This is a genomic window from Kinneretia sp. DJ1R-11 (assembly GCF_025717595.1).
GTDB lineage: Bacteria > Pseudomonadota > Gammaproteobacteria > Burkholderiales > Burkholderiaceae_C > Paucibacter_A.
This window is the reverse complement of the sequence record NZ_JAJIRR010000022.1, coordinates 14192-37324: the sequence shown is the minus strand read 5'-3', so window position 1 is coordinate 37324 and position 23133 is coordinate 14192. Positions and strand designations below refer to the sequence as shown.

Below are 23133 nucleotides of genomic sequence, written 5' to 3'. Positions count from 1 at the left end.
GGTGGCCGTACCGTGGGTTCGGGTGTGGTTGCCACCATCCTCGCTTAAGATTTGTAAGGCCACAGGGGCATAGCTCAATTGGCAGAGCGTCGGTCTCCAAAACCGAAGGTTGGGGGTTCGAGACCCTCTGCCCCTGCCAGCCACCGCTGATCACGGAAGCTGGTTTGTTGGTCCAGGCATCAGCCCGCGGGAGTTCATCTCGGCGGGCTTTGCTGCTGGTGGGTAGTGCCACCGACACCTCCGAAGAATTGAATGCGCAGCCGTCAAGCTGGGCATGGAACAGAATCAATGTCGAATCCTCAAGTCGAAACCGTGACCACCAGTGCCGATAAGGCCAAGCTGGGCGTTGCTGCGCTGTTGCTGGCTGCTGCCTTGGTGGCCTATTACGGTCTGGCCAAGCAGGGTCAGTGGGTTCAGTGGGGCGCTTTGCTGGTGCTGTTGGCAGCGGCTTTGGCGGCTTTCTTTACCTCCGAAACCGGCAAGTCCTTGATCGCCTACGGTCGCGACTCGTCGCGCGAAGTGCGCAAGGTGGTCTGGCCGACGCACAAAGAAGCGCGCCAGATGACCGGCTATGTGTTTGCCTTCGTTGTGGTCATGGCCTTGTTCTTGTGGATCACGGACAAGACGCTGGAGTGGGTCATCTATGACCTGATTCTGGGCTGGAAGCGTTGATCGAATGCGAACGGGCGCCTGCGGGCGTCTTTCGCGCTGGAATTGAGCCGCAAGGCAAGCGTTGTAGAGCGTTGAAGGATTGCAATGACTGAAGAACTAGGCCAAGTGGTGACGGAGGCTGCGGCAGCCCCGGTCGGGCTTCCCAAGCGCTGGTATGTTGTGCACGCCTATTCGGGCATGGAAAAGGCCGTCGAACGCAATCTGCGCGAGCGTATTGACCGCGCCGGTATGCAAGATAAGTTCGGTCGCATCTTGGTGCCGACCGAAGAAGTCGTTGAGCTGAAGAACGGCAAGAAGGCCGTGACCGAGCGCCGCTTCTTCCCCGGTTATGTGCTGGTGGAGATGGCGATGGAAGACGACACCTGGCACTTGGTCAAGCACACATCGAAGGTCACCGGCTTTGTCGGCGGCGCGAAAAATCGCCCGGCGCCGATTTCGGAAGCCGAAGTGATGAAGATCGTCAGCCAGATGCAAGAGGGCGTCGAAAAGCCCCGGCCCAAGGTCGAATGGATGGTGGGCGAAGTGGTGCGAGTCAAGGAAGGCCCGTTCACCGACTTCAATGGTGCGATCGAGGACGTCAATTACGACAAGTCCAAGGTGCGCGTCTCGGTCACCATCTTCGGCCGCGCCACACCGGTCGAGCTGGATTTCTCGCAAGTCGAGAAGGTCTGATCGGCGTCAAGAGTTCAAGAGCCTGACAGGGCTCGTGCCGTTCGCAAGAGCAGCACATCCTGTCCGTAGTCAGCCCGCGACGAGACGCGGGCAAGAGGAGCAAGGGTAACGGGGTGTTAGAGCCCCTAGTCCCTTGCGCTAGCACTCAAGAGTTGCGGCGCGGCCGCTGCGGCTCTGTCAGGAGAAATCATGGCCAAGAAAATTGTCGGCTTTATCAAGCTGCAAGTTGCGGCAGGCAAGGCTAATCCTTCGCCTCCGGTCGGTCCGGCGCTGGGTCAGCGCGGTCTGAACATCATGGAGTTCTGCAAGGCGTTCAACGCTCAGACCCAAGGCCACGAGCCGGGTATGAAGTTGCCGGTGGTCATCACCGCCTTCGCAGACAAGAGCTTCACCTTCGTGATCAAGTCGCCCCCGGCGACTGCCCTGATCAAGAAGGCTGTCAAGCTGGACAAGGGTTCGGCAAAGCCCCATCTGGAAAAGGTCGGCAAGCTGACCCGCGCCCAGTTGGAAGAAATCGCCAAGATCAAGGTCAAGGATTTGACCGCTGCTGATCTGGACGCTGCCGTTCGTACGATTGCTGGTTCCGCTCGCTCGATGGGCGTGCTGGTGGAGGGTGTTTGAGATGGCAAAGCTGACTAAACGCCAAAAGGCCCTGCAAGGCAAGGTCGAAACCACCAAGCTGTACCCGCTGAGCGAAGCCCTGGCCCTGGTGAAGAGCCTGGCCACCGCCAAGTTTGACGAGTCCATCGACGTGGCCGTGCAACTGGGCGTGGACGCCAAGAAGTCTGACCAAGTCGTTCGCGGCGCGGTCGTGATGCCTCACGGCCTGGGCAAGACAAAGCGCGTGGCTGTGTTCGCACAAGGTGCCAAGGCTGAAGAAGCCAAGGCGGCCGGTGCTGACGTGGTCGGCATGGAAGACCTGGCCGAGCGCATCAAGGCTGGCGACATGCCTTTCGACGTCGTGATCGCGTCCCCGGACACGATGCGTATCGTCGGTACCCTGGGTCAAGTGCTGGGCCCGCGTGGCCTGATGCCTAACCCCAAGGTTGGCACCGTCACCCCCGATGTGGCCACTGCAGTCAAGAACGCCAAGGCTGGTCAAGTCCAGTTCCGCGTTGACAAGGGCGGCATCATTCACGGCACGCTGGGTCGTCGTTCGTTCGACAACGACAAGCTGGAAGGCAATCTGCGCGCCCTGATCGAAGCCCTGAACAAGGCCAAGCCGGCCACCAGCAAGGGTGTCTACCTGCGCAAGGTCGCGATCTCTTCCACCATGGGCGTTGGCGCCCGCGTGGAAGTGGCCAGCATCAACGCTCAAGCTTCGGCCTGAGTTTGAAGAAATGAGGTGCGGCGCTTGTCTGGCGCCGCGCTGATGAATTGGTGGGCTGAGGCTCGACAGGGGGCAGTTCCTAGCGAACTGCCTTGTGCGCGCCGAAGGCTTTTGTGCTCTCAAGCGCAAAGGCCGGGTGTTCGCAAATGCGCGAGCTTCAGGTCATCCAAGACCGTTGGTGTCGCGTCGCTTTTCAGTGGCGCGGCTTAATCGAAAGCCCGGTGCAAGCCGGGTCGGAAACCAACGCAGATGGCGGTCCCGCTGTAAAGGTTTGATTTGTTCTTCGTTCTGAACTGGGCGAAGAGCGGGTTTCCTGGACAGAAGGTCGCTGAACCCGGGTGTGTCCGGAGCCGCAAGGCGAAGGACACGTTTTTGTGAGGAGTAGACCTTGAGTCTCAATCGCAACGAGAAAGCAGCCGTCGTTACGGATGTGGCAGCCCAAGCGGCGAAGTCGCAGACCCTGGCGTTGGCCGAATACCGTGGCCTCACCGTTGAAGCCTTGAACAAGCTGCGCGTCGAAGCGCGTGCCAAGGGTGTGTATCTTCACGTGCTGAAGAACACCCTGGCGCGTCGTGCCGTCGCCGGTACCCCGTTCGAGGCTGCTTCGGAGAGCATGGTCGGCCCGCTGATCTATGGCTTTTCTGAAGACGCTGTGGCCGCGGCCAAAGTCATCGCTGACTTTGCCAAGACCAACGACAAACTGATCATCAAGGGCGGAGCCTACGGTGGCAAGGCACTGGATGCCAACGGCGTGAAAGCCCTGGCATCGGTCCCCAGCAAGGAAGTCCTGCTGGCGCAACTGTTGGGTCTCATGCAGTCGCCGGTGTCGCGTTTCGCACGCGTCATCGCCGCTGTGTCCGAGCAACGTGGTGGTGCAGCTGCTCCGGCAGAAGCCGAAGCCGCGCCTGCTGCCTGAACGATCTGCTGTTAAAGCAACCATTAACTGAATCTAGGAGCCTCAAATGGCATTCGATAAAGACGCATTCATCACCGCCCTGGACGCCATGACCGTTCTGGAACTCAATGACCTGGTCAAGGCCATTGAAGAGAAGTTCGGCGTGTCCGCTGCTGCCATGGCCGCTCCGGCCGCTGGTGGCGCCGCTGCTGGTGCAGCCGCTGCTGAAGAGCAGACCGAGTTCAACGTTGTGCTGCTGGAAGCCGGCGCCAACAAGGTGTCCGTCATCAAGGCCGTGCGCGAAATCACCGGTCTGGGTCTGAAGGAAGCCAAGGACCTGGTCGACGGCGCTCCCAAGGCTGTCAAGGAAGCCGTGGCCAAGGCCGATGCCGAAGCCGCCAAGAAGAAGCTGGAAGAAGCCGGCGCCAAGGTCGAAGTCAAGTAATTGGCTCAGGGGGTGGGCTTTGCAGCCTTCCCCCGTTGACCCGGTTGCGACCGGCTCTGCGCTCTTGTTGATGTCCCGCCTGACGAGGTCTTGGGGATGCCGACAAGCAGCAAGAAGCTTCGGTCAAAGCCTGAAAGGGGTAGGTCTACGGACCTCCCCCTTTTGCTGTTTTAGGGGTTAGTCCTGTTGAGAATAGTTGAAAGCTTCGCGCGAGGTATGATGTGCGGTTCTTTCAAGTGTTCTCTGATCCGACTGCAGAGATCCGGTTTGGTCGGGCCCAGGTGCAATGCCAGGGTTGTCCGCCAGCGGTTGGTAGTGGCCAACCACCAAGCATCGAGCCATCCGTTCTGGATGTGGCTCGTGAAGCCAGTCGCCGACGAAGCCCGTCCCACGGCCAGGGGTGGGCTCTCGACACGGAGTGTTTATGGCGCAAGCAACCCCCTATAGCTATACCGAGCGCAAGCGGATTCGCAAGAGCTTCGGCAAGCGCGAGAGCGTTCTCAACGTTCCCTATTTGCTCACCATGCAGAAAGAGGCCTATGTGGCCTTCCTGCAAAAGGACGTTCCCCCCGCCAAACGCAAGGCCGAAGGCCTGCAGGCAGCCTTCCTTTCCGCGTTCCCGATTGTTTCGCACAACGGTTTCGTGGAAATGAAATTCCTCGAATTCAACATCGCCAAGCCGCCGTTCGACACCCGTGAGTGTCAGCAGCGGGGCTTGACCTATGCAGCCGCCGTGCGCGCGCGCCTGCAGATGATCATCTATGACCGTGAATCGCCCCAGGCGAAGACCGTCAAGGAAATCAAGGAACAAGAGGTCTACATGGGCGAAGTGCCCCTGATGACCGACTACGGTTCCTTCATCGTCAATGGCACCGAGCGTGTCATCGTCTCGCAGCTGCACCGCTCGCCCGGCGTGTTCTTCGAACACGACAAGGGCAAGACCCACTCGTCCGGCAAGCTGCTGTTTTCGGCCCGCATCATTCCTTATCGCGGCTCGTGGCTGGACTTCGAATTCGACGCCAAGGACATCTTGTTCTTCCGCGTCGACCGCCGCCGCAAGATGCCGGTCACCATCCTGCTCAAGGCCATCGGCCTGAACCCCGAGCAGATCCTGGCCCACTTCTTCGTCTTCGACAACTTCCGTCTGATGGACGTGGGTGCGCAGATGGAATTCGTGGCCGACCGCCTGAAGGGCGAAGTCGCTCGCTTTGACATCACCGACAAGAGCGGTGCGGTCATCGTCGAGAAGGACAAGCGCATCACCGCGCGCCACACCCGCCAGCTGGAGCAATCCGGCACCCAGCACGTCACCGTGCCCGAAGACTTCCTGCTCGGCCGCGTGCTGGCCAAGAACATGGTCGACGGCGACACCGGCGAGATCATCGCCAAGGCCAATGACGAGCTGACCGATGCGCTGCTGAAGAAGCTGCGCTCGGCTGGCATCAAGGACGTGCAGTGCCTGTTCACCAATGAACTGGACGAAGGCGCCTACATCAGCCAGACCCTGGCCACCGACGAAACCGTCGACCAGCTGGCTGCCCGCGTCGCCATCTACCGCATGATGCGCCCCGGCGAGCCGCCGACGGAAGACGCCGTCGAGGCCCTGTTCAACCGCCTGTTCTACAACGCCGACACCTACGATCTGTCGCGCGTGGGCCGGATGAAGTTCAACGCCCGTGCGGGCCGCGACACGCCCGAAGGCGCGATGACGCTGTCCAACGAGGACATCCTGGACGTCGTCAAGATCCTGGTCGAGCTGCGCAATGGCCGTGGCGAAGTCGATGACATCGACCACTTGGGCAACCGTCGCGTGCGTTGCGTGGGCGAACTGGCCGAAAACCAGTACCGCTCGGGTCTGGCTCGTATCGAAAAGGCCGTCAAGGAACGTCTGGGCCAGGCCGAGACCGAAGCCCTGATGCCGCATGACCTGATCAACAGCAAGCCGATCTCGGCTGCACTGAAGGAATTCTTCGGTGCCTCGCAGCTGTCGCAGTTCATGGATCAAACCAACCCGCTGTCGGAAATCACGCACAAGCGTCGTGTTTCCGCACTGGGCCCGGGTGGTCTGACTCGCGAACGTGCCGGCTTCGAAGTCCGGGACGTGCACCCCACCCATTACGGCCGCGTCTGCCCGATCGAAACGCCGGAAGGCCCGAACATCGGTCTGATCAACTCCCTGGCGCTGTACGCTCAGTTGAACGAGTACGGCTTCCTGGAAACGCCGTATCGCCGCGTGGTTGAAGGCAAGGTCACCAAGCAGATCGACTACTTGTCCGCCATCGAGGAAGGCAAGTACGTCATCGCTCAGGCCAATGCCTCGCTGAGCAAGGAAGGCGCGCTGATCGACGAGCTGGTCTCGGCCCGTGAAAACGGCGAATCGGTGCTGACCTCGCCCGAGCGCATCCAGTACATGGACGTGGCCCCGACCCAAATCGTGTCGGTTGCCGCCTCGCTCGTGCCCTTCCTGGAGCACGACGATGCGAACCGTGCACTGATGGGCGCCAATATGCAGCGTCAAGCCGTGCCCATCCTGCGCCCCGAAAAGGCGCTGGTCGGTACCGGTGTCGAGCGCGTGGCGGCCAAGGACTCGGGCACCGTGGTGGCAGCTCGCCGCGGCGGTATCGTGGACTACGTGGACACCAACCGTATCGTGATTCGCGTCAATGACGCGGAGACCGTGGCCGGTGAAGTCGGCGTCGACATCTACAACCTGATCAAGTACCAGCGTTCCAACCAGAACACCAACATCCACCAGCGCCCGATCGTCAAGCGCGGTGACCATGTGGCGGCTGAAGACATCATCGCGGACGGCGCTTCTACCGACATCGGTGAACTGGCGCTGGGCCAGAACATGTTGGTCGCCTTCATGCCCTGGAACGGCTACAACTTCGAAGACTCGATCCTGATCTCCGAACGCGTGATCGCCGAAGACCGCTACACCTCGATCCACATCGAGGAACTGGTGGTCAACGCGCGTGACACCAAGCTGGGCAGCGAAGAAATTACCCGCGACATCCCTAACCTGTCCGAGCAGCAACTGGCTCGCCTGGACGAGTCGGGCATCGTCTACGTCGGCGCCGAAGTGAACCCCGGCGACGTGCTGGTGGGCAAGGTCACGCCCAAGGGCGAGACCACGCTGACTCCGGAAGAGAAGCTGCTGCGAGCCATCTTCGGCGAGAAGGCTTCCGACGTGAAGGACACGTCCCTGCGTGTCGACCAAGGCACCTCAGGCACCGTCATCGACGTGCAGGTCTTCACCCGTGAAGGCATCCAGCGTGACAAGCGCGCTCAGCAGATCATCGACGATGAACTGAAGCGCTTCCGCCTGGACCTGAACGACCAGCTGCGCATCGTCGAGGCCGACGCCTTTGACCGTATCGAAAAGCTGCTGATCGGCCGTGTGGCCAACGGCGGCCCGCAGAAGATCGCCAAGGGCACGGTCATCGACAAGGCCTATCTGTCCGGCGTCGACAAGTTCCATTGGTTCGACATCCGTCCCGCCGAGGACGACGTCGCCAACCAGCTGGAATCGATCAAGAACTCCCTGGAGCAGACTCGTCACAGCTTCGACCTGGGCTTTGAAGAAAAGCGCAAGAAGCTCACGCAAGGCGACGAATTGCCGGCTGGCGTGCTGAAGATGGTCAAGGTCTACCTGGCCGTCAAGCGCCGCCTGCAACCTGGCGACAAGATGGCCGGCCGTCACGGCAACAAGGGTGTGGTGTCCAAGATCGCGCCGATCGAAGACATGCCCTATATGGCCGACGGTACGCCTGCCGACATCGTGCTGAACCCGCTGGGCGTGCCTTCGCGGATGAACGTGGGTCAGGTGTTGGAAGTCCACTTGGGCTGGGCCGGCAAGGGCATTGGCCAGCGCATCGGCGACATGCTGCAGGAACACGCCCGCGTGTCCGAGCTGCGTCAGTTCTTCGATGAGCTGTACAACAAGTCCGGCGGCAAGGCCGAGCATTTGGACGACCTGAGCGACGACGAGATCCTCGAGATGGCCAGCAATCTGCGCCATGGCGTGCCGTTTGCGACGCCGGTGTTCGACGGTGCCAAGGAAGATGAAATCCGCGCCATGCTGAAGCTGGCCTACCCGGATGACATCGCCGCCAAGAAGGGCCTGACCGCCACGCGCACCCAGGCCTATCTGTCGGACGGCCGCAGCGGCGAGCGCTTCGAGCGCCCGACCACCGTCGGCTACATGCACGTGCTGAAGCTGCACCACTTGGTGGACGACAAGATGCACGCCCGTTCGACCGGCCCCTACAGCTTGGTCACCCAGCAGCCGCTGGGTGGTAAGGCTCAGTTCGGTGGCCAGCGTTTCGGTGAGATGGAAGTGTGGGCGCTGGAAGCTTATGGCGCCTCCTACATCCTGCAGGAAATGCTGACGGTCAAGTCCGACGACGTGAACGGCCGGACCAAGGTCTACGAGAGCATCGTCAAGGGTGAGCACACGATCGAAGCCGGCATGCCGGAATCGTTCAACGTGCTGGTCAAGGAAATCCGTTCGCTCGGTATCGATATTGAGTTGGAACGCAACTGAGGCAGGGCGGGGGATCTCCGCCGTGGCGCATGAAGCGCCCGGCGGTTCCCTTTCCTTTGAGCTGAACGTTTTGTATCCGACTAAAAAACCAAGGAGTTATGCATGAAAGGCTTGCTGGACCTTTTCAAGCAGTTCACACCCGACGAACATTTCGACGCAATCAAGATCGGGCTCGCATCGCCCGAGAAGATTCGCTCGTGGTCTTTCGGCGAGGTGAAGAAACCTGAGACGATCAACTACCGCACGTTCAAGCCCGAGCGTGACGGCCTGTTCTGCGCCAAGATCTTCGGCCCCATCAAGGACTATGAGTGCTTGTGCGGCAAGTACAAGCGCCTGAAGCACCGCGGCGTCATCTGCGAGAAGTGCGGCGTTGAAGTCACCCAGACCAAGGTTCGCCGTGACCGCATGGGTCACATCGACCTGGCCGCGCCTTGCGCTCACATCTGGTTCCTGAAGTCCCTGCCTTCGCGCTTGGGTCTGGTGCTGGACATGACGCTGCGCGACATCGAACGCGTCCTGTACTTTGAAGCGTATGTGATTGTTGATCCGGGCATGACCCCGCTGAAGAAATTCGCGATCATGACCGAGGACGACTACGACGCGAAGCGCGTGGAATTCGGCGACGAGTTCATCGCGCTGATGGGCGCCGAAGGCATCAAGAAGTTGCTGGAAGAGATGGATCTCGACGTCGAGATCGATCGCTTGCGCAACGACATGACCGGCTCCGAGCTCAAGGTCAAGAAGAACTCCAAGCGCCTCAAGGTCATGGAAGCCTTCAAGCGTTCGGGCATCAAGCCAAACTGGATGGTGCTGGAAGTGCTGCCCGTGCTGCCGCCGGACCTGCGTCCGCTGGTGCCGCTGGACGGCGGCCGCTTCGCCACCTCCGACCTGAACGATCTGTATCGCCGCGTCATCAACCGCAACAACCGTCTGGCTCGCCTGCTCGAGTTGAAGGCCCCTGAAATCATCGTGCGCAATGAAAAGCGCATGCTGCAGGAAGCCGTGGACTCGTTGCTGGACAACGGCCGTCGCGGCAAGGCCATGACCGGCGCCAACAAGCGCGCGCTCAAGTCCCTGGCCGACATGATCAAGGGCAAGAGCGGTCGTTTCCGTCAGAACTTGCTGGGTAAGCGCGTCGACTATTCCGGTCGTTCGGTGATTACCGTGGGCCCGACTTTGAAGCTGCATCAGTGCGGTCTGCCCAAGCTGATGGCCCTGGAGTTGTTCAAGCCCTTCATCTTCTCGCGCCTCGAAGCCATGGGCATCGCGACGACGATCAAGGCCGCCAAGAAGGAAGTCGAATCCGGCACCCCCGTGGTCTGGGACATCCTGGAAGAGGTCATCAAGGAGCACCCGGTTCTGCTGAACCGTGCGCCCACGCTGCACCGTCTGGGCATCCAGGCTTTCGAGCCCGTGCTGATTGAAGGCAAGGCCATCCAACTGCACCCGCTCGTCTGCTCGGCCTTCAACGCCGACTTCGACGGTGACCAGATGGCTGTTCACGTGCCGCTGTCGATTGAAGCGCAGATGGAAGCCCGCACCCTGATGCTGGCCTCCAACAACGTGCTGTTCCCGGCTTCCGGTGAGCCGTCGATCGTGCCGTCGCAAGACGTGGTGCTGGGTCTTTACTACGCGACCCGCGAACGCATCAACGGCAAGGGCGAGGGCATGGTGTTCTCGGACATCTCGGAAATGATCCGCGCGCTGGAAAACGGCGCCGTCGAGATCACGGCCAAGATCAATGTCCGCATGGTTCAGTACACCAAGGGCGAGGCCGAGGGCGAGTGGATCCCCGAGACCAAGCTGGTGAGCACGACCGTCGGTCGCGCGCTGCTGAGTGAGATCCTGCCCAAGGGCCTGCCGTTCTCGAACATCGACAAGGCCCTGAAGAAGAAGGAAATCTCGCGCCTGATCAACACTTCCTTCCGCAAGTGCGGTCTGAAGGAAACCGTGGTGCTGGCTGACAAGCTGCTGCAGTCCGGTTTCAAGCTGGCCACGCGTGCGGGTATCTCGATCGCAGTTGACGACATGTTGGTGCCGCCTGAGAAGCCTGTGCTGATCGCCCGCGCCGAGAAGGAAGTCAAGGAGATCGAGCAGCAGTACGTCTCCGGTCTGGTGACTGCCGGCGAGCGCTACAACAAGGTGGTGGACATCTGGGGCAAGACCGGCGACGAAGTCGGCAAGGTCATGATGAGCCAGCTGTCCAAGCAGAAGACCATCGACCGTCATGGCAAGGAAGTGAACGAAGAATCGTTCAACTCCATCTACATGATGGCCGACTCCGGCGCTCGTGGTTCTGCCGCACAGATTCGCCAGCTCTCCGGTATGCGGGGTCTGATGGCCAAGCCTGATGGCTCCATCATTGAGACGCCGATTACCGCGAACTTCCGCGAAGGCCTGAACGTGTTGCAGTACTTCATCTCCACCCACGGTGCTCGTAAGGGTCTGGCGGATACGGCGCTGAAGACCGCGAACTCGGGTTACCTGACCCGCCGTCTGGTCGACGTGACGCAGGATCTGGTGGTGATCGAGGACGATTGCGGCACCGACAACGGTATCGCCATGCGCGCCCTGGTCGAGGGCGGTGAAGTGATCGAATCGCTGCGCGACCGCATTCTGGGTCGTGTGGCCGCCATCGATGTGCTGCACCCCGAGACTCAAAACGTGCTGCTGGCCGCAGGCACCATGCTGGACGAAGACAACCTCGACATGCTGGAAGCTGCCGGCGCCGACGAGGTCAAGGTCCGCACGCCGCTGACTTGCGCCACACGCTTCGGCCTGTGCGCCAAGTGCTATGGCCGCGATCTGGGCCGCGGTGGCCTGGTCAACATCGGTGAAGCGGTCGGCGTGATTGCCGCCCAGTCCATCGGTGAGCCGGGTACCCAGCTGACCATGCGTACCTTCCACATCGGTGGTGCGGCGTCGCGTGCAGCTGTGGCTTCGAGCGTGGACGCCAAGTCCGACGGCTTGATCGGCTTCAACGCCACCATGCGCTATGTGACGAACGGCAAGGGCGAGCTGGTGGTGATTTCGCGTTCCGGCGAAATCATCATTGCCGACCAACATGGCCGCGAGCGCGAGCGCCACAAGGTGCCGTACGGTGCGATCCTGAGCATCAAGCCGGATCAGGCCATCAAGGCTGGCACCATCCTGGCCAATTGGGACCCGCTGACCCGCCCCATCATCACCGAGTTCGCCGGTCAGGCGCGCTTCGAGAATGTGGAAGAAGGCGTGACCGTGGCCAAGCAGGTCGACGAAGTGACCGGTCTGTCCACCCTGGTGGTGATCGATCCCAAGCGTCGTGGTGCCGCCAAGGTCGTGCGTCCGCAGGTCAAGCTGCTGGATGCCAACGGCCAGGAAGTGAAGATTCCGGGTACCGACCACTCGGTGACCATCGGCTTCCCGGTCGGTTCGCTGGTGCAGGTGCGTGACGGTCAAGACCTGGCCCCGGGTGAAGTGCTTGCACGTATCCCGATGGAAGGTCAGAAGACTCGAGACATTACCGGCGGTCTGCCGCGTGTGGCCGAGCTGTTCGAAGCCCGTTCGCCCAAGGATGTGGGTGTGCTGGCCGAGCTGACCGGTACGGTGTCTTTCGGTAAGGAGACCAAGGGCAAGAACCGCCTGGAAATCACCGACCCCGATGGCAAGAAGCACGAAGAGCTGGTGCCCAAGGAGAAGAACATCCTGGTGCACGAAGGCCAGGTGGTCAACCGCGGCGAATTGATTGTGGACGGCGCTGCCGACCCGCAAGACATCCTGCGCCTCTTGGGCATGGAAGAGCTGGCTCGCTACATCGTTGACGAAGTGCAGGACGTGTACCGTTTGCAAGGTGTGAAGATCAACGACAAGCACATCGAGGTGATCGTTCGCCAGATGCTGCGTCGTGTGCAGATCACCAATGCCGGCGACTCCAGCTACATCATCAACGAGCAAGTGGAACGCTCGGAGCTGTTCGATACCAACGATCGTCTGCGCAAGGAAGGCAAGGTTCCGGCCACCTATTCCGACGTGCTGATGGGTATCACCAAGGCTTCGCTGTCGACCGACTCCTTCATCTCGGCCGCTTCCTTCCAGGAAACGACCCGCGTGCTGACCGAGGCTGCCATCATGGGCAAGCGCGACGAGCTGCGTGGCCTGAAGGAAAACGTCATCGTCGGCCGCCTGATCCCCGCAGGTACCGGCATGGCCTTCCACCGCGCTCGCTTTGCCAAGGAGAAGATGGACGACGCCGAGCGCCGCGCCATCGCCCAGCAAGAAGCCGAGGAACTGGCTTCTGCGCAGATGGCCAGCGTCGACGCAGGCGCCGAGCCGGCTGCCGAGTAAACAGCGGCCACAAGCCAGCCCCTTTGATCCCGGAGCGCCCAGAAGGGCTCCGCATCAAAACAAAGGCCGCCCGATCGCAAGATCGGGCGGCCTTTTCATTGGTCGGCAGGCGGGCATGTCGGAGGCTGCATTCGGCACGAAGCGGAAATTCAATTGCAACCACAGAGGCACGGAGGCACAGAGCAAAAACCAATTCGGCTTTGTATTTCTCTATGCCTCTGTGCCTCCGTGGTTGCCTTTTGTATTCGGCTGCTTTGTGCCGTGAACCGACATTCCTGACACGGAGTCCTCAGTGATTCAAAGGGCTCACTCGTCCCCGAACAACTGCCCGTGTGCTTTCGGTGGGGTCATACCGAGGTGGCGGTAGGCCGCCAGCGTGGCGATGCGGCCGCGCGGAGTGCGTTGGAGAAAGCCTTGCTGGATCAGGTAGGGCTCGATCACGTCTTCGATCGTTCCGCTTTCTTCGCCAATGGCGGCGGCGACATTGTCGAGGCCGACCGGGCCACCGTCGAAGCGGTGCACGATGGCTTCGAGCAGCTTGCGGTCCATCAGGTCAAAGCCCTGCGGGTCGACGTCCAGCATGGCCAGGGCTTTGTCGGCGATGTCCTTGCCGATGCGGCCGTCGCCTTTGACTTCAGCGTAGTCGCGCACACGGCGCAGCAGGCGGTTGGCGATACGCGGCGTGCCACGCGAGCGCCGGGCAATCTCCAGCGCGCCCTCAGTGTCGATCGGGCTGTTCAGCAGGGCGGCCGATCGAGTGACGATGCGCTGCAGCTCGGCGGCGGTGTAGAACTCCAGCCGTGCGACGATGCCGAAGCGGTCGCGTAGCGGGTTGGTCAGCATGCCGGCGCGAGTGGTGGCACCGACCAGGGTGAAGGGCTGCAGATCGAGTTTGATCGAGCGGGCGGCCGGGCCTTCGCCGATCATGATGTCGATCTGGTAGTCCTCCAGCGCCGGGTAGAGGATTTCCTCGACCACGGGCGAGAGCCGGTGGATCTCGTCGATGAAGAGCACATCGTTCTTCTCGAGATTGGTCAGGATCGCGGCCAGGTCCTTGGGCTTCTCCAGCACCGGCCCCGAGGTCTGGCGCAGGTTCACCCCGAGCTCGGCGGCAATGATGTGAGACAGCGTCGTCTTGCCCAGACCCGGCGGCCCGAACAGCAGCACATGGTCCAAGGCTTCGTCGCGTTTGCGCGCGGCGCCGATGAAGATCTCGAGTTGTTCCCGCGCCTTGGCTTGCCCCACGTACTCGTCCAGCAGCTTGGGCCGCAAGGCGCGTTCGATCGCTTCTTCGCGCGGCGAAGCAGGCGCGGCGCTGATGACGCGGCTGACCTGGCTGGCGAAGTCGTCGGTTTGAATGCTCATGCGAAAAGGCTCCGGCAGCAGTCCATCAAGATCATCAACGCGACAGCGACTTCAGGGCCTGCTTGATGCCCTCGCTGACGCCCACGTCCGGCGGCAGCAGCTTGAGCGCCGCAGCCGCTTCCTTCTCGCTGTAGCCAAGGGCCACCAGGGCCTGCAGGATGTCGCCTTGGTTGTCGTTCACCAGGCTGGCCGGCAGGGCCAGATCGGGGCCCAGCTTGCCCTTGAGTTCCAGTAGGAGGCGCTCGGCCGTCTTCTTACCGATGCCCGGTACTTTCACCAAGCGGCCGGCTTCCTGCTTGGAGACGGCCTGCGCCAGCTCGGCGACCGAGAGGCCAGACAGCAGGGACAGCGCCATCTTGGGGCCTACTCCGCTGATCTTGATCAGCTGGCGGAAGGTGGCGCGCTCTTCGCTGCTGAGGAAGCCGTAGAGGATCTGCGCATCCTCGCGCACGACGAAATGGGTCAGCAGGGCGACGCGCTCGCCCAGGCCCGGCAGGTTGTAGAAGGTGCTCATGGGCACGTCGACCTCATAGCCGACGCCCTGCACATCAATGAGGAGCTGCGGGGGCGATTTTTCCGCGATGACGCCTGTGAGTCTGCCGATCATCGGCGCATTATCGTGCGCGCCCGACGGCTGAGCTTCAGTTCCTGCCGAACAGACCCAGGCGCTGTGCTTCCAGGGCCGCTTCGGCGCGCGAGGACACGTTGAGCTTGCGGTAGATCTGCTTCACGTAGTCGGCAATCGTGTGGCGTGACAGGCCCAGCTGCACGCCAATTTCGGGCAAGGTGAAGCCCTTGGCCACGCGCAGCAGCACCTCGGTCTCCCGGTCGGTCAGCGAGACCTCGTGCAACACAGCCGCCGCTTGCGGGCGCTTCTGGTTGGCGAAGTGCGAGATCACCTTGCGGGCGATCGAGGGCGAGAGAGGCGGCTCGCCCTGGCTCATGCGCTGCAGCTGTTCGACCAGCAGCTCGCGGGACTGCTCTTTCAGCAAATAGCCGAATGCGCCCGCTTGCAGGGCCGGGAACAGGTGCTCGTCATCGTCATGGATGGTGACGATGACCGATTGCACTTCAGGCTGCTTCTCACGCAGGGCAGCGATCACGTCCACGCCCGAGCCGTCGGGCAGACCCAGATCCAGCAGTGCCAGGTTGAAGCGCTGGCTGTTGACCAAGGCCAGCGCGTCTTGCACGCGCGAGCACTCGGTGATCTGGGCATTGGCGAACACTTGTTTCACCAAGGCCTTCAGCCAGGCGCGGATCTCGGGAATGTCTTCAAGCAGCAGGATGTGGTCCATGGCGGTCTCGGTCGTCCCGTGGTCACGCGGTATGCGCGCCTACTGGGTGGCATTCAAAGAGTCTGGAAGCGGTTCCAGCGATACGGCAATTTCGGCAGATGAAAAAAGAAACTGAAGGCGGCATGGCGGCCGAGGTTCGAATTCAGAGCGGGATTGTGAGGCGAATCACGGTTCCCCAGCCCGGGCCCGATTCAACCAAGCATTGTCCCTGCATCTGCTTGGCGCGCGACTTCATGCTGGCCATGCCATGACCCCGGTCCAGGCGGCCGTCGAGCTCGGCTGGAATCCCTTGTCCATTGTCTTGGATGACGACCACGAAATCTCCGTCCTGCACCGAGCAGCTGATCATGCAGTTGGTGCCGCCGCTGTGCTTGATGATGTTGCTGACCGCCTCGCGGAAGATCCGTGTGGTTTGCACGTAAGCCCGCGCCGGAAGCGTGTGCACCAGATCCTCGGACGGCGACTTCCATTCGGCATTGATATTGGCCTGGCCCAGGCGCGAAACCACCTCGGCACGCCAGTCACCCAGCGCGTCGAGCAGCTGAACCGGCTTGCCGGTCAGGCCGCGCACCGACAGCCGCATTTCCTCCAGGGCTTCGCGGGCGAGGCTGGAGATGCGATCCGATTCGCTGGTGTGCACGATGGTCAGGAGCTTGGCGCCCAGGTCATCGTGCAGGTCGGCCGCGATACGCTTGCGCTCGCGCTCGGTCACCTGCTCCAGGCGTTGCTCGGCGATCACGCCAAAGTTTCGCTCCATCTCGCTGACCCGCTCCTGCATGCGCTGCTCGAACTGCGCATGCTCTTTTTCGGCTTCCACCCGGTCTCGGGCAAAGCCAAGCAGGTATTGCAAGCCCATGGCCAGCAAAGCCGCCGGCAGCAACAAGGCCAGCCAGGCGCTGATGTCTTGCAGCCCGTTCAGGCCCGGCGCCACCGGCATGGCCGCGACGGCGGTCGCCAGCAAGCCCAGGCCACAGAGCGCCAGCAAAGCCGGCGCAAAGCGCGCCTCGGGGCGCCGGCTACCGGGTGATGGTTCTGGCTTGCCGCCCTTGCCGACATGGAGGCTGGCACGGCGCTTCCAGCTGAAGGTCAAGGCCAGCAAGGACTCCAAGGTCAGCAGCAAGGGCACGCTGTGCAGCAGCAGCGAAGCGTTTGGGTTGGCATGGTTGCGAAGGGCGACTGCCAATGCGGGCAGCATGAGCAGCTGGCCGAACAGGGCCAGGTCTTGCCACAGCGGCATTGGCACCGGCCGGTGGAGCAGGAATTTGATGCTGCACCAGGTGCCAAAGGCCGCCAGGCTCAGGTTCAAGCCCAGCGCCATGCCGGGGCTCAGGCCCGCGCCGGCCACCGCCAGCACTGCCGTCAGCGCCAAGCAAAGCATCCAGGCGCCAAGCCCCAGGCCGGCTCCGCGCTCCTGGCCATGCCGGTAGGCGAAGGCGGCCACGGACAGCCCCAAGACCAGGAGCATGCCTGCCAGGCCGGCCGTGGGAAGGGCGCCCAATGGCGGGCTGGCCGCCGCTTGGGCGGCGCCGCCAGTGAGCGCGAGGACCAGTGCGATCGGGCCGGTGGTTGCCATCCGGCGCGAAACGCTCCGTGGCGAGTCTTCCTGTAACAAGCTGTGCATGGGCGTCGATTGTGCAGGAGGCCGGTGACGCTGCAGCAGTGAACAAGGCCGGGTGACAATGCTGTTATTGCCAAATCCCTAGAAGAAAGTACCGCCGTGATCCTTCGTCATGAGTTCGCCCCGGTCGACAACAAGCGTCTGGCCCATCTGTGTGGCAGCCTGGACGAGCATTTGCGGCAGATCGAGGTGGCGCTGGCCGTGCGCATCGGCCGGCAAAACGAGCGTTTCCGCATCGAGGGGCCGAAGGCGGCCGCCGAGCGGGCCTTGCAGCTTCTGGCTGCCCTTTACGAGCGCAGCCGCCGGGCCCTGGCCCCCGAGCTCATGCAGATGGCTTTGGCCGAAGCCGCGGCTGAACTTGGGCCGGCGCGGATGGCGCGCCGATCGGTGCCCAAGACGGCCGCGGCCGCCCGGCCTCCGGCACGGGCGACTGAGCTCGTGCTGCGCACCCGACGGGCCGATCTGGCCGCGCGCACGCCCCGTCAGCATGAGTACCTGCACAACATCCTCAACCAGGACATCACCCTGGGCCTGGGCCCGGCCGGCACCGGCAAGACCTTTCTCGCCGTGGCCTGCGCGGTCGACGCGCTCGAGCGCAGCACCGTGCAGCGCATTGTCCTGACCCGCCCTGCGGTCGAAGCCGGTGAACGCCTCGGCTTTCTGCCCGGTGACCTGACGCAAAAGGTCGACCCCTATTTGCGCCCGCTCTACGACGCCTTGTACGAACTGATGGGCTTTGACAAGGTGACCAAGGCCTTCGAGAAAGGTCAGCTGGAAGTGGCGCCCCTGGCCTTCATGCGCGGTCGCACGCTGAACCACGCCTTCGTCATCCTCGATGAGGCACAAAACACCACGCCCGAGCAGATGAAGATGTTCTTGACGCGCATTGGTTTTGGCAGTCGCTGCGTGGTCACCGGCGACACCAGCCAGATCGATCTGCCCAAGGGCGTGAGCAGCGGCCTGGTCGATGCCGAACAGGTGCTTGCGCAGGTGGATGGGGTGGCCATGACCCGGTTCACCAGTGCCGATGTGCTGCGTCACCCCTTGGTCGCGCGCATCGTTGACGCCTATGAGGCGCGCCACCTCAGCCCCAAAGCGAAGAAAGCCCAGCCATGAGCCTGCCCGAACTGAGTCTGTCCTTGCAATTTGCTGACCCGCGCCACAAGGCGCATCTGCCCCGCCACAAGGTCGCGCGCTGGATCCGCAGCGCCCTGGAGCTGCCGGGCGAGATCACCGTGCGCATCGTCGACGCCGAAGAGGGTCAGCAGCTCAATCGCGAGTTCCGTAGCAAGGACTACGCGACCAATGTGCTGACCTTCGACTACAGCCACGAACCCGTGGTGACGGCCGATCTGGTCATTTGCGCCGAAGTGGTGGAGCGTGAGGCGAAGGAGGCCGGCCTTGACCTGGCCGCGCACTACGCCCATATGCTGGTGCATGGCACCCTTCATGCCCAGGGTTATGACCACGAGGAAGACGACGAAGCCGCCTGCATGGAAGCGCGTGAAAGCGAGCTGATGCAGGCTTTGGGTTTTGCCGACCCGTACGCGGCGCGCTGAAGCGACGCCTCAGCCGTGGCGCGTGCCCAGGTAGCGCTTGCGCCAGAAGAACAGGCCCAGGCCCAGGCCCACGGCCAGCATCAGGCCGAAGGCGACCCAGAAGCCGGCGGCCTTGTGGATCAGGGGCAGGCCGTCGAAGTTCATGCCGAAGATGCCGGTGATCAGGTTCAGCGGCAGGAAGATGGCGGTCAGCACGGTCAGCGTGCGCATGATGGAGTTGGTGCGGTGGCCCAGGGCCGAGAAGTGCATCTGCACCGCCGACTCGCTGGACGACTCCATGCGCCGCACATGGGCCAGCACCCGCTCGATGTGCTCCTGCACATCACGCGAACGCACGCGCAGCAGCTCGCGCTCGCGCTGCGCTGCCGGCTCCTCGGCCGAGGGCCAATCGTCCAGCACATCGATCCATTCCTGGATGGCGCTGCGTTGGTCTTCGCAGGTGTCTTCCAACCGGTGCAGGGCGTCGCGCGATTCCAGCAGCAGGGGCCAGTCCTCGAAATGGCTGTTGGCGTCCATCAGCGTGCGCTGCAGCGCCGTCATCTGCCGGGTCAGCAGGCGGCGCAGCTCCAGATAGCTGTCCACCATGTGGTTGACCATGCGCAGCATCAGCTCGGCCGGGCTGTTGGGCAGGCGGGCACTGCCGCGCAGATCGCGGCCTTCGGCCAGGGCGCCCATCTTGCTGGCGAAGTAGTCGCGCACCAGACAGTCGGTCGGGTGCACGGTCAGCAGCACCCGGTCGAAGACCGCAAAGCCCACGGGGCTGGTGTCGATGGCTTTGAGCGCCTCATGGGTGCTGTGCAGCGTGCCGTGCTCCGGGTCGGCGAGCAGATGCTCGTGGCCGGGCGCGGCTGCCAGTCGTCGGAACACCAGCAAGTCGTACCAGCTGGTGTAGTCGAAATGGGACGGCAGCTGGTTGTTCAGCAGGTCGGAGACATGCAGGTCCACCACCTGACCACAGCCCCAGCGCTGCAGGCCTTGCTGGATCTCGCCCAGCTGCAGTTCGAACTCGCGCCGGCCATAGCCCAGCCAGAGGAAGCCATCGGCGGGCAAGTCGGCCGGCAGCTGGTTCAGCTCGGTGAACTGGTCGCCGTGGATGTGGAACAGGCGCATGCCTGGGATCAGCCGGCTTTCGCTTGCTTGAGCAGGCGGGCGGCTTCCAGCGCGAAATACGTCAGCACGCCATCTGCGCCGGCGCGCTTGAAGGCCAGCAGGGATTCCATCATCACCGCGTCGTGGTCCAGCCAGCCGTTGGCGGCGGCGGCCTTGATCATGGCGTACTCGCCGCTGACCTGGTAGGCGAAGGTGGGCACGCGGAACTCGTCCTTCACACGCCGCACGATGTCGAGGTAAGGCATGCCGGGCTTGACCATCACCATGTCGGCACCCTCGGCCAGATCGAGGCCGACCTCGCGCAGGGCCTCGTCGCTGTTGCCCGGGTCCATCTGGTAGGTCTTTTTGTCGGCCTTGCCGAGGTTGGCGGCCGAGCCCACGGCGTCACGGAAGGGGCCGTAGAAGGCGCTCGCGTACTTGGCGCTGTAGGCCATGATGCGGGTGTGGATGTGGCCGTGGGCTTCCAGCGCTGTGCGGATCGCCCCGATGCGGCCGTCCATCATGTCGCTGGGTGCCACGATGTCCACGCCGGCTGTGGCCTGCACCAGGGCTTGCTGGGCCAGGATCTCGACCGTCGGGTCATTGAGGATGTAGCCATGCTCGTCCAGCACGCCGTCCTGGCCGTGGCTGGTGAAGGGGTCCAGGGCCACATCGGTCAGCACGCCCAGCTCCGGCACCTGCTCCTTCAGCGCCCGCACCACGCGTGGCACCAGGCCGTCGGGGTTGGTGGCTTCGCGGCCGTCGGGCGTCTTCAGCGAGGCGTCGATCACTGGGAACAGCGCCAGCACCGGAATGCCCAGGTCCACGCATTCGCGCGCCACATCAAGCAGGCGGTCCAGGCTCAGGCGCGCCACGCCGGGCATGGAGGCCACAGACTCGACCCGATTCTCACCCTCATGCACGAACACCGGCAGGATCAGATCGCTGGCACGCACATGGTGCTCGCGCACCAGGGCCCGGGTGAAGGCATCGCGGCGCAGGCGGCGGGGGCGGCTGGCGGGGTAGGGGGCGGGCAGGGACACAGGGAACTCCGGGCGAGGCAAGGTTGAACTGAATGGGGGCTTGGGGCAGGCGATGAACTCACGCGGCGCAGTGGGCCCGGGCCGGCGTGAGGGACTGCGCAATCTACGCGACTTCCCTGATGCGCCCCCGGATGACGCTTATGTTAAAATTCACTTTGAATGATAGCCGCAAGGTGGTCGTTCCCTGCTTTTCCTCCCTGAGCAGGAGCCTTAGCGTGATGACAGCGATAAGGCTTTCTCGCCCCGGCTTCATGGCCGGGGCTTTTTTTTTGTTTGCACGCGGCGAAATCGACCGCTTCGGGCGGTTCCTCGCGCGCGTCAAGCCGCCACGCATAATGCGGCGATGCTCTGGATCAAAGCCTTTCACATCGTCTTCGTGGCCAGCTGGTTCGCCGGTCTCTTTTACCTGCCGCGCATCTTCGTCAACCTGGCCATGGTGCCGGCCGACAGCCATGCCGAGCGCGAGCGCCTGCTCTTGATGGCGCGCAAGCTCTACCGGTTTGCCACCCTGCTGATGATCCCGGCCCTGCTTCTTGGCGGCTGGATGTGGGCGCTGAATTTCAGCGGTTTCAACCAGGGTTGGATGCACACCAAGCTGTTGCTGGTGCTTGGCGTGATCGGCTATCACCACGCCTGCAAGTCCATCCTGCGCAGTTTTGAGCAGTCGGCCAACCGCCGCAGTCACCGCTGGTTCCGTGTTTTCAACGAGTCGGCCGTGCTGATGTTCATTGCCATCGTCGTCCTGGTGGTCGTCAAGCCCTTCTGACCCACGGGCCCAGCTAGCAATGCGCCGCCAAAGCTCTGCATCCTGGCTGGCGCTGGCCTATCTGGCGTTGATCGTCTACGCCAGTCTCTATCCCTTTGGCCCCTGGATGTGGCCGCCGGGGCTGGAGCTGCGCGGCATGCTCAGCCTGCCCTGGTCGCCCTATTTCAGCTGGTTTGACCTGCAGGCGAATCTGCTGGGTTATCTGCCCCTCGGATTCTTGTGTTTTGCCGCCGCCATGCGCAGCGGCTGGAGCTTGCGCGCCGGCGTTTTGGTGACCGCTGTGGCCGGGCCTTTGCTGTCCTACGGCCTGGAGACCTTGCAGTACTTCCTGCCCAACCGGGTGCCAGCCTTGGGCGACTTTTTGCTGAACGGCGCCGGCGCCTGGCTGGGGCTGTTTCTGGCCTGGCTGCTCTATCGTTTGGGCGGTCTGCGGCGCTGGGAGGATGTGCGCGATTACTGGTTTCAGCCGCACAGCGCCGGCGCGCTGGCGCTGCTGGCGCTCTGGCCCTTGGGCCTGCTGTTTCCTGCGCCGGTGCCGCTGGGCCTGGGCCAGTGGTTGCCGCGCCTGCAGGTGGCGGCGGTCGACCTGCTGGCCGGCACGCCCTGGGCCTTGCAGTGGGGCGATGAGCTCAGTGAGAGTGCGGCCCGAGCCCTGCCGCCGGGCCTGGAGGCGATCGCCATCGCCCTGGGCTTGTTAGCGCCCACCCTGGTGGCGCTGTCGGTGGCGCGGCCGGGCAAGCGCCGGCTGGCGCTGGCACTCGGCGCCTTGGGCCTGGGCGCCCTGGGCACGGCCATCTCCACGGGCCTCAATTTCGGCCCACAACATGCCTGGTCCTGGTTGACTTTGGCCAGCGGGCCGGGTCTGCTGGTCGGTGCGCTGCTGGGCATGGCCGCCAGCGCCTTGCCGCGCCGGGTCAATGCGGCCCTGGGCCTGATCGTGTTGAGCAGCTTGATCGCTCTGGTCAGCCAGGCACCGACCGACCCCTACCTCGAAGAACGACTGCAGACCTGGGAGCTGGGCCGCTTCATCAATATGTACGGCCTGGCCCAATGGCTGGGATGGGTTTGGCCGTTTGCGGCCCTGGCCTGGTTGCTGCGCGTGATCGCCCGCCGCGAGTCTTGAAACAAAGGGTGAACCCCAGGGCTTCTTGTCCTGGCTCCCTACAATGGCGGCATGAGCTATTTCGAGCGCCACATCTTCTTCTGCCTGAACCACCGCGAAAACGGTGACAACAGCTGTGCTCAGCATGGCGCTCAGGCGGGCTTCGACCACTGCAAGGCGCGGGTGCGCGAACTGGGCCTGGGCGGCCAGGGCGGCGTGCGCGTCAACAAGGCCGGTTGCCTGGACCGCTGCGCCGGTGGCCCGGTGGCCGTGGTCTATCCCGAGGCCGTCTGGTACACCTACGTCGACCAGACCGACATCGACGAAATCGTCGACAAGCACCTCAAGGGTGGCGAAGTGGTCGAGCGCCTGGTGCTGCCCGACAGCGTCGGCCGCTGAAGAGGCGCCGCGCT

18 protein-coding genes, 1 tRNA gene and 1 pseudogene are annotated in these 23133 nt (G+C 63.0%); 14 read left to right on the top strand and 6 right to left on the bottom strand.

The window, feature by feature from the left end; all coding sequences use genetic code 11:
- Window positions 1-63: 63 nt before the first annotated feature.
- From LNV23_RS23380 to rpoC, 9 genes are all read left to right on the top strand, one after another.
- A tRNA-Trp gene (locus LNV23_RS23380) sits at window positions 64-139 on the top strand.
- A 149-nt stretch (window positions 140-288) separates the two neighbouring features.
- Window positions 289-672 carry a preprotein translocase subunit SecE gene (gene secE, locus LNV23_RS23375; protein ID WP_263565163.1) on the top strand — a complete coding sequence of 128 codons (384 nt, stop codon included), beginning with the start codon at window positions 289-291 and terminating at the stop codon, window positions 670-672.
- Between the two features lie 84 nt (window positions 673-756).
- On the top strand, window positions 757-1344 hold the full coding sequence (nusG, locus tag LNV23_RS23370; RefSeq protein ID WP_263565162.1) for a transcription termination/antitermination protein NusG: 588 nt from the start codon (window positions 757-759) through the stop codon (window positions 1342-1344).
- 189 nt (window positions 1345-1533) lie between these two features.
- Window positions 1534-1965, top strand: a complete 432-nt coding sequence (rplK, locus tag LNV23_RS23365) for a 50S ribosomal protein L11 (RefSeq protein ID WP_263520905.1) — start codon at window positions 1534-1536, stop codon at window positions 1963-1965.
- A gap of 1 nt (window position 1966) precedes the next feature.
- Window positions 1967-2674: a 50S ribosomal protein L1 gene (rplA, locus tag LNV23_RS23360; RefSeq protein ID WP_263520904.1), complete on the top strand. Its 708-nt coding sequence runs from the start codon at window positions 1967-1969 to the stop codon at window positions 2672-2674.
- A 388-nt stretch (window positions 2675-3062) separates the two neighbouring features.
- Window positions 3063-3590: a 50S ribosomal protein L10 gene (gene rplJ, locus LNV23_RS23355; protein WP_263520902.1), complete on the top strand. Its 528-nt coding sequence runs from the start codon at window positions 3063-3065 to the stop codon at window positions 3588-3590.
- Between the two features lie 46 nt (window positions 3591-3636).
- Window positions 3637-4014 carry a 50S ribosomal protein L7/L12 gene (rplL, locus tag LNV23_RS23350; RefSeq protein ID WP_263520900.1) on the top strand — a complete coding sequence of 126 codons (378 nt, stop codon included), beginning with the start codon at window positions 3637-3639 and terminating at the stop codon, window positions 4012-4014.
- A gap of 424 nt (window positions 4015-4438) precedes the next feature.
- Window positions 4439-8560, top strand: coding sequence for a DNA-directed RNA polymerase subunit beta (gene rpoB / locus LNV23_RS23345; protein ID WP_263565161.1), 4122 nt, complete (start codon window positions 4439-4441; stop codon window positions 8558-8560).
- A gap of 102 nt (window positions 8561-8662) precedes the next feature.
- A complete protein-coding gene (rpoC, locus tag LNV23_RS23340; protein ID WP_263565160.1) occupies window positions 8663-12883 on the top strand; it encodes a DNA-directed RNA polymerase subunit beta' in 4221 nt (1406 codons plus the stop codon).
- A gap of 306 nt (window positions 12884-13189) precedes the next feature.
- Here rpoC and ruvB read toward each other — a convergent pair whose 3' ends face one another.
- The 4 genes and pseudogenes from ruvB to LNV23_RS24135 form a co-directional block, all read right to left on the bottom strand.
- Window positions 13190-14248, bottom strand: a complete 1059-nt coding sequence (gene ruvB / locus LNV23_RS23335; protein ID WP_263520896.1) for a Holliday junction branch migration DNA helicase RuvB — start codon at window positions 14246-14248, stop codon at window positions 13190-13192.
- 34 nt (window positions 14249-14282) lie between these two features.
- On the bottom strand, window positions 14283-14855 hold the full coding sequence (ruvA, locus tag LNV23_RS23330) for a Holliday junction branch migration protein RuvA (protein ID WP_263520894.1): 573 nt from the start codon (window positions 14853-14855) through the stop codon (window positions 14283-14285).
- Between the two features lie 34 nt (window positions 14856-14889).
- A complete protein-coding gene (locus tag LNV23_RS23325) occupies window positions 14890-15543 on the bottom strand; it encodes a response regulator (RefSeq protein WP_102769750.1) in 654 nt (217 codons plus the stop codon).
- Between the two features lie 142 nt (window positions 15544-15685).
- Window positions 15686-16363: pseudogene (locus LNV23_RS24135) on the bottom strand (sensor histidine kinase); the annotation flags it as partial.
- Between the two features lie 897 nt (window positions 16364-17260).
- Between LNV23_RS24135 and LNV23_RS23315 the strand changes: the two are divergent.
- Window positions 17261-18277: a PhoH family protein gene (locus tag LNV23_RS23315; protein ID WP_263520885.1), complete on the top strand. Its 1017-nt coding sequence runs from the start codon at window positions 17261-17263 to the stop codon at window positions 18275-18277.
- The gene (gene ybeY, locus LNV23_RS23310) at window positions 18274-18720 is read left to right on the top strand and encodes an rRNA maturation RNase YbeY (RefSeq protein WP_263565158.1); all 447 of its coding nucleotides are present in this window, start codon (window positions 18274-18276) and stop codon (window positions 18718-18720) included. Before LNV23_RS23315 ends, ybeY begins: the two co-directional genes overlap by 4 nt.
- 9 nt (window positions 18721-18729) lie before the next feature.
- Here the strand turns inward: ybeY and LNV23_RS23305 are convergent, their stop codons facing one another.
- Both LNV23_RS23305 and hemB read right to left on the bottom strand, forming a co-directional pair.
- Window positions 18730-19830, bottom strand: a complete 1101-nt coding sequence (locus LNV23_RS23305; protein ID WP_263565157.1) for a magnesium transporter CorA family protein — start codon at window positions 19828-19830, stop codon at window positions 18730-18732.
- 8 nt (window positions 19831-19838) lie between these two features.
- The gene (gene hemB, locus LNV23_RS23300; protein ID WP_263565156.1) at window positions 19839-20852 is read right to left on the bottom strand and encodes a porphobilinogen synthase; all 1014 of its coding nucleotides are present in this window, start codon (window positions 20850-20852) and stop codon (window positions 19839-19841) included.
- Between the two features lie 343 nt (window positions 20853-21195).
- Between hemB and LNV23_RS23295 the strand changes: the two genes are divergently transcribed.
- From LNV23_RS23295 to LNV23_RS23285, 3 genes are read left to right on the top strand one after another with little or no spacing between them, the layout of a single operon-like run.
- On the top strand, window positions 21196-21618 hold the full coding sequence (locus LNV23_RS23295) for a CopD family protein (protein ID WP_263520877.1): 423 nt from the start codon (window positions 21196-21198) through the stop codon (window positions 21616-21618).
- A 19-nt stretch (window positions 21619-21637) separates the two neighbouring features.
- Window positions 21638-22741, top strand: a complete 1104-nt coding sequence (locus tag LNV23_RS23290; RefSeq protein WP_263565155.1) for a VanZ family protein — start codon at window positions 21638-21640, stop codon at window positions 22739-22741.
- 51 nt (window positions 22742-22792) lie between these two features.
- Window positions 22793-23119, top strand: a complete 327-nt coding sequence (locus tag LNV23_RS23285) for a (2Fe-2S) ferredoxin domain-containing protein (RefSeq protein WP_102769424.1) — start codon at window positions 22793-22795, stop codon at window positions 23117-23119.
- The last annotated feature ends 14 nt before the right edge of the window (window positions 23120-23133 follow it).